The sequence below is a fragment of the Amycolatopsis sp. lyj-90 genome, from assembly GCF_046549035.1.
GTDB lineage: Bacteria > Actinomycetota > Actinomycetes > Mycobacteriales > Pseudonocardiaceae > Amycolatopsis.
Window position 1 is genome coordinate 313,579 of sequence record NZ_JAJPWP010000012.1, and the last position, 12,905, is coordinate 326,483.

The window sequence follows — 12,905 nt, forward strand, 5'->3', positions numbered from 1 at the left end:
TGGGCGCCCTGCCACCGCGATGGCGGGGCCTTCGGCCGGGCGGGTTCACACGTGTGGCCCGTCCTGTCCCGAACTTCAGCTCCACGTCCCGCTCCTGTCCCGTACCGACGGTAGGGTGACCCGCTGTGAGCGAGCCTTCCTCCCCGGCGCCCGGTCCCGACCGGGCCCGCCGGTCTCGGTCGATCACCGTGCTGCTGCCGGTGCTCGGGCTGATCGCCGTCGCGTTGTGCGGGCTGTTCGTCTTCGGCACGGTGACCGAGAAGGTCGGCCTGCCCGCGGTGACGATCGGCGTGCTCGCGGCCCTCGTGCCGGTCGGCGTGGTGGTCACCGCGTTCCTGTGGGTCGACCGCTGGGAACCGGAACCGCCCAAGCTCCTGCTGCTGTCGTTCGTCTGGGGCGCGTGCGTCGCGACGATCATCGCGCTGCTGCTCAACAGCGGTGCCGAGGCCGTCGGTGACCTGCTGCTCGGCAGTGGCGGCGGCGGCAAGATCAGCGGCCTGGTCTCCGCGCCGCTGGTCGAGGAGGCCGCGAAGGCCGCGTTCATCCTGCTGCTGTGGTGGCGCCGCCCGAGCGAGTTCGACGGCGTCGTGGACGGCATCGTCTACGCCGGGTTCACCGCGGCCGGGTTCGCGTTCACCGAGAACATCTACTACTTCGGCCGCGCCTTCGCCGAACACGGCTTCGGCGACGGCACCAGCGCCGGCGTGCTCGCGGCGTTCTTCCTCCGCGGAGTGCTTTCGCCGTTCACGCATCCGCTGTTCGCCGTGATGACCGGAATCGGGCTCGGCGTCGCCGCGAGCAGCAAAGTGCGCTCACTGCGGATCCTGGCGCCGATCGGCGGCTACGTCGTCGCCGTGCTGCTGCACGCGCTGTGGAACGGCGCCGCGCTGCTCGGCGGGGCCAAGACCTTCCTGAACGTCTACTTCCTGATCATGGTGCCGCTGTTCATCGGCGTCTTCTCGGTGGTGGTCATGCAGCGGCGCCGCGAGCAGCGGATCGTCGCGGCCGCGTTGCCGATGATGGTCGACGCGCGCTGGATCGCGCCGTCCGAGGTGACGCTGCTGGCCAGTCTGTCGGGGCGGCGCTCGTGGCGGAAACAGGCGCGGAAGCAGTCGGGACGGGATGCGGCGAAGGCCGTCGGCCGCTATCAGGCCAGCGTGACCGAGCTGGCCTTCCTGCGGCGCGGCAGGAAGCTCACCGACGAGGGAAAACAGCGGCAGCGTGAACTGCTGCACGTGCTCAAGACGTCGCGGGCCGACGCCGTGAGGCTGGCGGACGGTGCTCCGCGCGGGTGACCCGTATCAGGTGAAGCTGGTCACGAGGACCAGTTCGGACGCGCGCCCGAGGGTTACTCTCGCGCCGTCGTCCGGTACCCGCGACCACAGAGCGGGACTGGAACGAATTGAGGAGTTTTCGACCATGAGCGTCCACAGGCGCACGCCATGATGAGGCCCGCTCGCTTGGCCGTGGGCGTCGTTTCCGCCGGCCGGGTAGGCAGCGTCGTCGGCGCCGCACTCGCGAGGGCCGGGCACACGGTCGTCGCCGCTTCGGGCCTTTCCAACGCTTCGGTACGCCGGGCGGAGCAACTGCTCCCCGACGTGCCCCTCCTGCCGCCCGACGAAGTCGCCCGCCGCGCCGATCTGGTCCTGCTGGCCCTGCCGGACGACGCGCTCGCCGGGATGGTGCGCGGTTTCGTCGCGACCGGCTCCCTGCGACCGGGTCAGATCGTCGTGCACACCTCCGGGTCGCACGGCATCGACGTCCTCGCGCCCGCCGCCGAGGCGGGCGCCCTGCCGCTGGCCCTGCACCCCGTGATGACCTTCACCGGCCGCACGGAGGACCTCGACAGACTGGCCACCTGCAGCGTCGGCGTCACCGCCACAGAGGGTGACGAAGCGGCGTGGAACGTCGGCGAGGCGCTGACCGTGGAGATGGGCGCGGAGCCCGTCCGGGTCCCTGACGAGGCGCGAGCGCTCTATCACGCGGCGTTGGCACATGGCGCGAACCACCTGATGACACTGGTCGCCGACTGCGCGGAACTGTTGCGGGAAGCGGGAATCGGCCAGCCCGAACGCCTGGTGGCTCCGTTGCTGTCGGCGGCGTTGGATAATGTTCTGCGACACGGGGACCGGGCACTGACCGGGCCGGTGGCCCGTGGTGATCTCGGCACCGTGCGTAAGCACCTCGCGGTGCTGGCCGAACGTGGCCCCGACATCGCCCCGAGCTATCGCGCGCTGGCCAAGCGCACGCTGGCACGCGGCGACGCCGCCGGGCTCCTGGACCCCTCGGCCGCCGCCGAGCTCACCGAACTCCTCAGTGATCCCGCAGATCCCGCAGACCCCGCCGAAGGGCAGCAAAACCAGTGACCACACCCAAATTCGCCCGAGGCACGCTGCACACCTTCCAGCCGCCGGAGCAGGTGAGCCAGGTGACGCGTGCCCTGCACGGGGTCGGCCGCAAGGTCGCGCTGGTGCCCACCATGGGCGCCCTGCACGCGGGGCACCGCGAGCTGATCCGCCGGGCGAAGCGGCTGCCGAACACGGTCGTCGCGACGTCGATCTTCGTGAACCCCCTGCAGTTCGGGGAGGGCGAGGACTTCGAGGCGTACCCGCGTCCGCTGGACAAGGATCTCGAGGTGCTGAAGGAGGACGGCGTCGAACTGGGCTTCCTGCCCAAGGCGTCGGATCTGTACCCCGACGGGGCCACCGTCACGGTGCACCCCGGTCCGCTCGGCGACGAGCTCGAAGGCGCGGTGCGGCCGGGGCATTTCGCCGGCGTGCTCACCGTGGTGGCGAAACTGTTCAACATCGTGCGGCCGGACTACGCCTTCTTCGGGGAGAAGGACTACCAGCAGCTGGTGCTGATCAAGAAGATGGTGCGTGACCTGAACATCGAAACCCGGGTCATCGGGGTGCCGACGGTCAGGGAACGCGACGGGCTGGCGTTGTCCTCGCGCAACGTCTACCTGACTCCTGAACAGCGTGAGGACGCGATCGTGTTGTCGGCGGCACTCACCGCGGGTGCCTTCGTCGGGCGCGACGGCGCGGACGCCGTGCTGGCGACCGCCAGGAAGACCCTCGCCGCGCGGCCCGCGGTCGAGATCGACTATCTGGAGTTGAGGGGAACCGACCTCGGGCCCGCGCCCGTCGACGGTGAAGCGCGGTTGCTGATCGCGGCCAGGGTGGGGAGTACCCGGCTGATCGACAACGTGGGTGTGGTGCTCGGCGCTGCCGCGGACCATCCCCAGCACGCGCTGGACGCAGGGGAATAGGGAGAGTCCACGATGTACCGCACGATGCTGAAATCGAAGATCCACCGGGCCACCGTGACCCAGGCGGATCTGCACTACGTCGGTTCGGTGACGGTCGACGAAGATCTGATGGACGCGGCGGATCTGCTGCCGGGCGAACAGGTGTCCATTGTGGACGTCACCAACGGCGCGCGCCTCGAGACGTACGTGATCGCGGGCGAACGCGGCAGCGGGGTGCTCGGCATCAACGGCGCCGCCGCGCATCTGGTGCACCCCGGCGATCTGGTGATCCTGATTTCGTACGCGCAGATGGAGAACGCCGAAGCGGCCTCGTTCCGGCCGCGGGTCGTCTTCGTCGACGCGGACAACCGGATCGTCGAAAAGGGTGGCAACCCGGGGCACGCGCCGGAGGGCTCCGGGCTGATGAGCGGCACCGTGACACTGGCCGACGACGACACGATGACCTTCCCGGTCGCCGAAACCGCCGACGCCCGCCGTCTCGACGCGCTGCTGCACGCCGAAAGCTGAGCCCTTGCTGCTCACGGTCGACGTCGGCAACACCAACATCGTGCTCGGTCTCTACAACGGGCAACAGCTGGTGGGTGACTGGCGCATGCGCACCGACGCGCGGATCACCGCCGACGAGCTCGCGCTCACCATGCGCGGGCTCCTCGGCCCGCACGCGGACGCGATCACCGGGATCAGCGCGCTGTCCACGGTGCCCGCCGTCCTGCGGGAGCTGCGCGTCATGCTCACGCGGTATTACGGGCGGTTGCCGAAGATCGTCATCGAGCCGGGAGTGCGCACCGGGGTGCCGCTCCTGGTCGACAACCCCAAGGAGGTGGGCGCGGACAGGCTGGTGAACACCCTGGCCGCGCACCATCTGCACCCCACCACCGCCTGTGTGGTGGTGGATTTCGGGACTTCGACCAATGTGGACGCCATCTCCGCGAAGGGCGAGTTCCTCGGCGGCGCGTTCGCGCCAGGTATCGAGATCTCGGTCGACGCGCTGGCCGCGCGGGCCGCGGCGCTGCGCAAGGTCGAGCTGGTGCCGCCGCGGTCGGTGATCGGGAAGAACACCGTGGAATGCCTGCAATCCGGCATCCTCTACGGCTTCGCGGGCCAGGTCGACGGCCTGGTGAAGCGGATCAAACGCGAGCTTTCGCCGGGCGGGACGGATCCGGTCGCGGTGATCGCGACCGGCGGCCTCGCGCCCCTGGTGCTGGAGGAGTCGGAGACGATCACCGAGCACGCGCCGGATCTGACGCTGCTGGGCCTGCGGCTGGTCTACGAGCGCAACCACCACTCCCGCGTTTAGTCCTCTAAATGCGGTTTCTCCTCGGTGCGGCGTGCAATGAAAGGCCCGTTACTTGCAAATTTTGCAAGTAACGGGCCTTTCATTGCACGCGCGACACGGAGAAGGAGGCGGAGAAGGAGGCGGAGGCGGCTGGAGAGGGGAGCGCGGGGTGTTAGCGGCGCGAAGCGACCAGGAGTACCCGCCGCGTCATCAGGTCCTGGTTCCGCAGCGCCTGCTCAAGGCTCGCGCGCAGCCTGGACGGGTCGTCGCCCGACTCCGCCGCCAGGTCCTCCACACGCTCCAGCGACAGTTCCATGGTCCGCTGCTGCCGCGCCCGCCAGTCCGGCGTCTCTTCATAGGAGAGAACGTCGAATCCGGCCGATTCCAGCAGCGGCCGGTGGTCGGCGACCTGCGGCGGCCGGTTCTGGGGCTGCCCGTCGAAGTCCCAGGTCGTGACGACCAGCCGCCCGCCCGGCACGAGGATCCGCGCGAACTCCGCGCAGGCGAGTGCCTTGTCGGGCGCGAACAGCAACGCGTCGACGCTCATCACCGCCTCGGACGACGCGTCGTCCAGACCGGTGTCCGCGAAGGTGCCGACCCGGAAATCGGTCGCTTCGACGTCCGAGAGGGGCAGAGCCTCGGCGCGACGCCGCGCCGAAGCCAGCGCCGTCTCCGCGATGTCGATGCCGGTGAGCGTCGCGTAGGTGCGGGCGGCGACCCACAGGCCAGGCCCGCCGCGTCCGCAGCCGAGGTCGGCCAGCCGCTCGCCCGGCTCCAGCTGGGCTTCCTCCGCGATGCGGTGCAGGTCGGTGCGGGTCACGAAGCTGTAGGTGTCGAGCTCGGCGGGGTACTCGTCGCCGTACACCTCGGTCCAGATCCGCGCGGACACCGCGGAGGCCGGCGCGCCGAACGTCGCGGTGAACGTCGCCTTCCAGTCGGCGTTCACCGGCGGCGCGCCCGGAAGACGGTGGTGGTGATCGGCAGGTCGAATTCCCCCGAGGCGGTTTCCGGGTTCCGGTCGAGGAATTCCCGTGCCGTGCGAAGTTTGGCTTCGCGTTCCTCCGTGTCCGCCACCAGCATGTGCGAATGGGTGGCGAGAGTCGCCACCAGGGTTTCCGCCGTCCTGGGTTGTTTGTGACCGAAAGTCTTCTTCTCGAACGGTTCGAAGGCCTCGTGTTCCGGAAGCGATTCGTAGTCGCTCAGCCAGCGCCTGCTCGCCGAGGTCTTGATCAGCGCGTTGAGCTCCGCCAGCCAGCCCGTCGACTCGTCGTCGTGGTTCCACAGCGCGGCGACGATCCCGCCCGGCTTCAGCACCCTGGCCATCTCCGGATAGGCCCGGTCGAGGTCGAACCAGTGGAAGGCCTGGCCCGCGACCACGGCGTCCACGGAGGCGTCCGGCAGCGGGATCCGCTCGGCCGTCCCGATGAGCGGGGTCACGGAAGGGAAGGTCTTGGTGAGCTCTTCGAGCATCTTGGCGTCCGGTTCGACCGCGGTGACCGTGACGCCCAGCGCGAGGAGCCCTTCGCTGACCTTGCCGGTACCCGCGGCGAGATCGAGGACCTCCACCGGCCTTTCCTCGGCACCCGCCAGCCCCCAGGCCAGTGCCTTTTCCGGATAGTCCGGCCGATGTGCGGCATAGGCGGCGGCCTTGGCGCCGAACGAGGCGGCGCGGCGTGCGTGAAGTTCCGGTTCGATGCCAGGAGTGGATGCGTTCACGCGACCGGAGGTTAATGGAGAGAAAACCGGCCGGTCCCGAGTGCCGGAAAAGGTAATCCGGTTGGCGTAGGGAAGGAGCGGGTTCGTACGCTGTGCGCCATGACTGAAATCCCCGCATCCGAGGGCGCTGGCCCCGACGAAGACCTGCCGGAACAGATGCGGGTGCGCCGGGACAAGCGCGACCGGATAATCGCGGAGGGTATCGATCCGTATCCGGTCGAGGTTCCCCGGACGCACTCACTGGCCGAAGTGCGAGCGAAGCATTCCGGCCTTCCGGTCGACACCGCCACGGGCGACATCGTGGGCATCACCGGCCGGGTCATGTTCATGCGCAATACCGGCAAACTGTGTTTCGCGAGTCTCCGTGAAGGCGACGGCACCGAGTTGCAGGCGATGATCAGCCTCGCGAAGGTGGGTGAAGGCGCGCTCGCGGCGTGGAAGTCCGATGTCGATCTCGGTGATCACGTATTCGTCGAGGGCGAGGTCATCACCTCCAAGCGCGGTGAGCTTTCCGTGATGGCCGACTCTTGGCGGATCACGTCGAAAGCATTGCGCCCGTTGCCGGTGATGTACAAAGACCTCGCCGAGGAAACGCGGATCCGGCAGCGTTATGTCGATCTGATCGTGCGTCCCAAGGCCCGGGACGTGGTCCGTACCCGCGCCGGTGTGCTGCGTTCCCTGCGTGACTCGTTTCACGGCCGCGGATTCCTCGAGGTCGAGACCCCGATGCTGCAGACGCTCCACGGCGGCGCGGCGGCACGGCCATTCGTCACGCATTCGAATGCCTTCGACCTCGATCTGTACCTGAGGATCGCGCCTGAGCTGTACCTCAAGCGTTGCGTGGTCGGCGGTATCGAGAAGGTCTTCGAGATCAACCGGAACTTCCGGAACGAAGGCAGCGACTCGTCCCACTCGCCCGAGTTCGCCATGCTCGAGTACTACGAAGCGTATGCGACCTACGACTCCAACGCGGTGATGACGCGTCAGCTCATCCAGGAGGCGGCGCAGAACGTTCTCGGTACTCAGGTGGTCACTCTCGTCGACGGTTCGGAGTACGACCTGTCCGGCGAGTGGACCACACTCGGAATGTACGAGTCGTTGTCCGAGGCGTTGTCGGAAGAGGTCACTCCCGAGACATCGGCGGACAAGCTGCGTTCCTATGCCGAAGGGCGAGAGCTGGAGCTCGACCCAAAGTTAGGGCACGGCAAACTCATCGAAGAACTTTGGGAACACCTCGTCGGCGATCATCTCCACGAACCTACTTTTGTCCGTGATTTTCCGGTCGAGACATCCCCGCTGACCAGGCAACACCGCAGCAAGCCGGGGGTGGCCGAGAAGTGGGATCTGTACGTACGCGGATTCGAACTGGCCACCGGATACTCCGAGCTGGTGGATCCCGTGGTAGAGCGTCAGCGTCTGGTGGAACAGGCTCGGCTGGGTGCGCAGGGCGATAGTGAGGCCATGAACCTGGATGAGGATTTCCTCCGTGCGCTGGAGTACGGAATGCCGCCGAGCGGTGGTGTCGGAATGGGGATCGACCGGTTGCTGATGGCGCTGACCGGCCTTGGTATCCGGGAGACCATCCTGTTCCCGCTCGTCCGACCTGAATAACCCGTCCGCGTGACAGATACCTCGATCGTTCTCGTAAACAAGATTTGCGTTATGTCTCGGTTGCGGGTATTAATGTCGCTAGACAAAGTCTTCTGTCCGGGGCATGCCCCGTACCAGATCATTCGTGTAAGCCCCCAGCAGGAGGAAACAGATGGCACAGAAGGTGCTCGTCTCGCTCGTCGACGACCTCGACGGCACTGAGGCGGAAGAGACCGTCGAGTTCGGTTTGGACGGTGTCAGCTACCAGATCGACCTTTCCGCGGAAAACGCGGAAGAGCTTCGTGACGCGTTGGCCCAGTATGTGGAGCACGCCCGCCGCGCGGGTGGCCGTAAGCGCACCGCCATTCGTCCGGTCGCAGGCGTGAAGGCCGCCGCCCGCCCCGCGACCGTGGACCGCGAGCAGAACCAGGCCATTCGCGCCTGGGCCCGCAAGAACGGCTTCCAGGTTTCCGACCGTGGACGTATCCCGTCCGAGGTCGTGGAGGCCTACCACAAGAAGAACTGAGGTCTTTCAGACCTTCGAGCCGCCGGGAAACCTTTCCCGGCGGCTTTCTTGTTCTTGTACACGGTTCAAGCGGGCGTACTCGGTGGGCGCCCATCCGGTCACGGAGCGGAAATCCCGGATGAAGTGCGCTTGGTCGCTATAGCCCAGTGCCGTCGCCAGTTCCGCGTAGTCCGGTCGTTCCTCGGCCGCGATCCGTGCCGCCGCTTCGTTCAACCGGTATACCTGAATCGCCCATTTGGGGGCGGTGCCGACATGTTCGGCGAACAGGCGTTGCAGACTTCGCTGAGACAGGCCCGTTCGGCTTGACAGCTCCCCGACCCTGGTAATGGCCGGTTCGGCCGCGATTGTTTCCACCGCTTCGATGGCCGTCCTGGCCGCGGCGGTGAGCACGGGGTGTTTCGTGAGGAGCAGTTCCTCGCATCGGCGGACCATTTCGAAGTCGTCCGTCGCATTGCGTACCGATTCCGTCACTCCCGCGGCTTCCGGGAAGAGATCGGTGAGTGGAACGGAACGGCCGGAGATCATCGTGACCGGCCCGGTGAGGAATGTCCGGAAAGCCCCGGGCCTGAATCGAACGCCGATACCGTGGTCCTTGCCCTCGACGAGGTAGCGGAAAGGCCGTTTCCCGGGCCCGGACGCGCCCGCCGCGTCGCGGAAGAAGGTGACGTTGACCGCGAGATTGGGCAGTACCACTTGTTCGTGGGCCGGACGGCCGCTCAGATCCCAGCGCAGCACCCAGTGATGATCGACGAACGGCCGCAGTTCCGGCGACGGCCGATGCCGCACGAGGCCGAACTTCGCGCTCGCCTCACGCGCGTTGACGATCCCCGCGGGGATCCGGTGCCCACTCACCGGTTCAACTTAGCCCTGTCCTGAAACCTGTCGCGTTTCTTCAAGACGGCGCAACCGTTCCCGTGAACTCATGCCCCCATGTCCGAACACGCTGCCCTGATCGCCCCCGCCGCCGCGGAATTCGCCGGAATCCTGCGCGGGATCGGCGAGACCGAACTCGCCGCCCGCACCCCGTGCGCCGACTACGACGTCCGCGCGCTGCTGAACCACCTTCTCTACTGGGGCCCTTGGCTCGAAGCCGCCGGGCGCAAGACGCCGCCGCCCGAGGTGGCCACGGGCGAGGCGGAGGCGGGTCTCGTCGGCGCCGATTGGCTCGACGCCGTCGAGAAGCAGGCCGCACGGCTCGTGGACGTCTTCGGGGCGCCCGAAGCGTGGCAGGGCATGACGGCGCTCGGCACGGCGGAGATGCCCGCCTCGATCGTCGGCGACATGGTGCTCGGCGAGTTCGTCCTCCACGGCTGGGATCTGGCCCGCGCGACCGGCCGCACCGTCGACGTCGCGCCCGAAGCGGCCGAGGCCGTGTTCACGTCCGCCTCGGCGATGGGTGATCAGGCCCGGGCGATGAAGGTGTACGGCGAAGAAGTCGTCGTTGCGGACGGCGCAACGACTTTCGAGCGCGCCTTGGGTGCCACTGGAAGGAATCCGGACTGGCGTTCCTGACCCGCTCCGCGGTTTCTCGTCCACTCGCGACCCCGGCGCCCTCGGCCGCCGGGGTGCCGGCGAGCCCGGCCTGTCATTAGGTATGCCTAACCTTACACACGGTCCGTGACTACTCCGGACGGGTGTCCACCCTCTGGGCAGTCTCTGTCCGCGCGTCGTGTTCGCGCTCAGCGGACAACGCGCATCCGACGGAATCCGGACGGCCGTTCGCACGTTGGGCTTGACGTAAAGGTGCAGGGCAACCGGAAGATGAAACAGCGCACGGCCGGAGAACGGCACGGGCGCGAACGGGCCGCAATCAGCCGTAGTGGTACGCCAGCGCGACCGCATGGCTACTAGAGTGGTCTCACGGTGCTGAATCCATCGCGGTGAAAGCACGATGGAAACGGGCCGCCGTCGCAGCAGTCGAGGGAGTGCACATGTTTGAGAGGTTCACCGACCGCGCGAGGCGGGTGGTCGTCCTGGCCCAAGAAGAGGCCAGGATGCTCAACCACAACTACATCGGCACCGAGCACATCCTCCTGGGTCTGATCCACGAGGGTGAAGGTGTCGCCGCCAAGGCGCTGGAATCGCTGGGCATCGCGCTGGAGGGCGTCCGCCAGCAGGTCGAGGAGATCATCGGCCAGGGGCAGCAGGCCCCGAGCGGGCACATCCCCTTCACCCCGCGGGCCAAGAAGGTGCTTGAGCTGTCGCTGCGCGAAGCGCTGCAGCTCGGCCACAACTACATCGGCACCGAGCACATCCTGCTCGGGCTGATCCGCGAAGGAGAAGGCGTCGCCGCACAGGTGCTCGTCAAGCTCGGCGCGGACCTCAACCGGGTGCGTCAGCAGGTCCTGCAGCTGCTGTCGGGCTACCAGGGTGGCAAGGAGTCGACCGAGACCGGCTCCGGACGCGGTGAAGGCACCCCGTCGTCGTCGCTGGTGCTCGACCAGTTCGGCCGCAACCTGACCGTCCAGGCCCGCGAAGGCAAGCTCGACCCGGTCATCGGCCGTGGCAAGGAAATCGAGCGGGTCATGCAGGTGCTGTCGCGGCGCACCAAGAACAACCCGGTCCTGATCGGTGAGCCCGGCGTCGGCAAGACCGCCGTCGTCGAGGGGCTCGCGCAGAACATCGTCAAGGGCGAGGTGCCCGAGACGCTGAAGGACAAGCAGCTCTACACCCTCGACCTCGGCTCCCTGGTCGCCGGTTCCCGGTACCGCGGTGACTTCGAAGAGCGCCTCAAGAAGGTGCTCAAGGAGATCAAGACCCGCGGCGACATCATCCTGTTCATCGACGAGCTGCACACGCTCGTCGGCGCGGGTGCCGCCGAGGGCGCGATCGACGCCGCGTCGATCCTGAAGCCGATGCTGGCCCGTGGCGAGCTGCAGACGATCGGCGCGACCACGCTCGAGGAGTACCGCAAGTACATCGAGAAGGACGCCGCGCTGGAACGCCGGTTCCAGCCGATCCAGGTCGGCGAGCCGTCGCTCGAGCACACGATCGAGATCCTCAAGGGTCTGCGCGACCGGTACGAGGCGCACCACCGCGTCTCGATCACCGACGGCGCGCTGGTGCAGGCTGCCACCCTGGCGGACCGCTACATCAACGACCGGTTCCTGCCGGACAAGGCGATCGACCTGATCGACGAGGCAGGCGCCCGGATGCGTATCCGCCGGATGACCGCGCCGCCGGACCTGCGCGAGTTCGACGAGAAGATCGCCGACGTGCGCAGGGACAAGGAGTCCGCGATAGACGCGCAGGACTTCGAGCGCGCCGCCCGCCTCCGTGACGAGGAGAAGACCCTCCTCGGCCAGAAGGGTGAGCGGGAGAAGCAGTGGAAGGACGGCGACCTCGACGTCGTCGCCGAGGTCGACGAGGAGCAGATCGCCGAGGTCCTCGCCAACTGGACCGGTATCCCGGTGTTCAAGCTCACCGAGGAGGAGACCACGCGTCTGCTCCGCATGGAGGACGAGCTGCACAAGCGGATCATCGGCCAGGAGGACGCGGTCAAGGCCGTCTCCCAGGCGATCCGCCGTACCCGCGCCGGTCTGAAGGACCCGAAGCGCCCCTCCGGCTCGTTCATCTTCGCCGGCCCGTCCGGTGTCGGTAAGACCGAGCTGTCCAAGGCGCTGGCGGCGTTCCTCTTCGGCGAGGACGACGCGCTCATCCAGATCGACATGGGCGAGTTCCACGACCGCTACACCGCTTCGCGGCTCTTCGGTGCCCCTCCGGGCTACGTCGGCTACGAAGAGGGCGGTCAGCTGACCGAGAAGGTGCGGCGCAAGCCGTTCTCGGTGGTGCTGTTCGACGAGATCGAGAAGGCCCACCAGGAGATCTACAACACGCTCCTGCAGGTCCTCGAAGACGGCCGTCTCACCGACGGTCAGGGTCGTACGGTCGACTTCAAGAACACCGTGCTCATCTTCACCTCGAACCTGGGTACCTCGGACATCTCCAAGTCCGTCTCGCTCGGTTTCTCCCAGGGCGGGGACACCGCGAACCGGTACGAGAAGATGAAGCAAAAGGTCAACGAGGAAATGAAGAAGCATTTCCGGCCTGAGTTCCTGAACCGGATCGACGACATCATCGTCTTCCACCAGCTGACCAAGGACCAGATCATCCAGATGGTCGATCTGATGATCGCCCGGGTGGAGAAGCAGCTCAAGGCCAAGGACATGGAGCTCGAGCTCACGCCCAAGGCCAAGGCGCTGCTCGCCAAGCGCGGCTTCGACCCGGTGCTGGGCGCGCGGCCGCTGCGTCGCACGATCCAGCGCGAGATCGAGGACCAGCTGTCGGAGAAGATCCTGTTCGGCGAGGTCCAGGCCGGCCAGATCATCCTGGTCGACGTCGAAGGCTGGAACGACGAAGAGGGCGAGAAGGACGACAAGGCGCACTTCGTCTTCCGTGGCGAAGCCCGTCCCTCGTCGGTCCCGGACGCCCCGCCGGTCAGCATCGGTGCCGGTACGAGCGAAGAGAACGGTGAAGCCGAGGCGGAGTAAGTTCTCGGTGGTTCCGGAAGTGCCCGTCGCGGGTTT

General features: G+C 67.3%; 11 protein-coding genes and 1 pseudogene. 9 read left to right on the plus strand and 3 right to left on the minus strand.

Annotated features, from left to right (window positions below):
• Window positions 1-125: 125 nt before the first annotated feature.
• From ACLJPX_RS37530 to ACLJPX_RS37550, 5 genes and pseudogenes are all read left to right on the plus strand, one after another.
• A complete protein-coding gene (locus ACLJPX_RS37530) occupies window positions 126-1,295 on the plus strand; it encodes a PrsW family intramembrane metalloprotease (RefSeq protein ID WP_410605037.1) in 1,170 nt (389 codons plus the stop codon).
• Between the two features lie 135 nt (window positions 1,296-1,430).
• Window positions 1,431-2,366: pseudogene (locus ACLJPX_RS37535) on the plus strand (Rossmann-like and DUF2520 domain-containing protein); the annotation flags it as partial.
• Entirely contained in the window at window positions 2,363-3,271 is a 909-nt protein-coding gene (panC, locus tag ACLJPX_RS37540; RefSeq protein ID WP_410605038.1) for a pantoate--beta-alanine ligase, read from the plus strand. The pseudogene ACLJPX_RS37535 and the gene panC, both read left to right, overlap by 4 nt.
• A gap of 12 nt (window positions 3,272-3,283) precedes the next feature.
• Complete coding sequence (gene panD, locus ACLJPX_RS37545; protein WP_101611067.1) at window positions 3,284-3,778, plus strand: aspartate 1-decarboxylase; 495 nt, start codon at window positions 3,284-3,286, stop codon at window positions 3,776-3,778.
• A gap of 4 nt (window positions 3,779-3,782) precedes the next feature.
• Window positions 3,783-4,568, plus strand: coding sequence for a type III pantothenate kinase (locus ACLJPX_RS37550; RefSeq protein WP_101611066.1), 786 nt, complete (start codon window positions 3,783-3,785; stop codon window positions 4,566-4,568).
• A 151-nt stretch (window positions 4,569-4,719) separates the two neighbouring features.
• Here the strand turns inward: ACLJPX_RS37550 and ACLJPX_RS37555 are convergent, their stop codons facing one another.
• Both ACLJPX_RS37555 and ACLJPX_RS37560 read right to left on the minus strand, forming a co-directional pair.
• Window positions 4,720-5,493 (minus strand): class I SAM-dependent methyltransferase, encoded by a 774-nt coding sequence (locus tag ACLJPX_RS37555; RefSeq protein ID WP_410605039.1) that lies wholly within the window; start codon window positions 5,491-5,493, stop codon window positions 4,720-4,722.
• Window positions 5,490-6,263, minus strand: coding sequence for a class I SAM-dependent methyltransferase (locus ACLJPX_RS37560; RefSeq protein WP_410605040.1), 774 nt, complete (start codon window positions 6,261-6,263; stop codon window positions 5,490-5,492). Before ACLJPX_RS37560 ends, ACLJPX_RS37555 begins: the two co-directional genes overlap by 4 nt.
• Window positions 6,264-6,362: 99 nt before the next feature.
• Here ACLJPX_RS37560 and lysS point away from each other — a divergent pair, with 99 nt between their 5' ends.
• Both lysS and ACLJPX_RS37570 read left to right on the plus strand, forming a co-directional pair.
• A complete protein-coding gene (gene lysS, locus ACLJPX_RS37565; protein WP_101611063.1) occupies window positions 6,363-7,874 on the plus strand; it encodes a lysine--tRNA ligase in 1,512 nt (503 codons plus the stop codon).
• A gap of 151 nt (window positions 7,875-8,025) precedes the next feature.
• Window positions 8,026-8,379 (plus strand): histone-like nucleoid-structuring protein Lsr2, encoded by a 354-nt coding sequence (locus ACLJPX_RS37570; RefSeq protein WP_005165380.1) that lies wholly within the window; start codon window positions 8,026-8,028, stop codon window positions 8,377-8,379.
• Window positions 8,380-8,385: 6 nt separating this feature from the next.
• On the opposite strand, the gene ACLJPX_RS37575 is transcribed toward ACLJPX_RS37570, so the two are convergent.
• Window positions 8,386-9,231, minus strand: coding sequence for a DUF6597 domain-containing transcriptional factor (locus ACLJPX_RS37575; RefSeq protein WP_410605041.1), 846 nt, complete (start codon window positions 9,229-9,231; stop codon window positions 8,386-8,388).
• 78 nt (window positions 9,232-9,309) lie between these two features.
• Here ACLJPX_RS37575 and ACLJPX_RS37580 point away from each other — a divergent pair, with 78 nt between their 5' ends.
• Together ACLJPX_RS37580 and ACLJPX_RS37585 are read left to right on the plus strand one after the other, a co-directional pair.
• Window positions 9,310-9,891, plus strand: a complete 582-nt coding sequence (locus tag ACLJPX_RS37580; protein WP_410605042.1) for a TIGR03086 family metal-binding protein — start codon at window positions 9,310-9,312, stop codon at window positions 9,889-9,891.
• Between the two features lie 419 nt (window positions 9,892-10,310).
• Entirely contained in the window at window positions 10,311-12,869 is a 2,559-nt protein-coding gene (locus ACLJPX_RS37585) for an ATP-dependent Clp protease ATP-binding subunit (RefSeq protein WP_101611060.1), read from the plus strand.
• Window positions 12,870-12,905 lie beyond the last annotated feature (36 nt).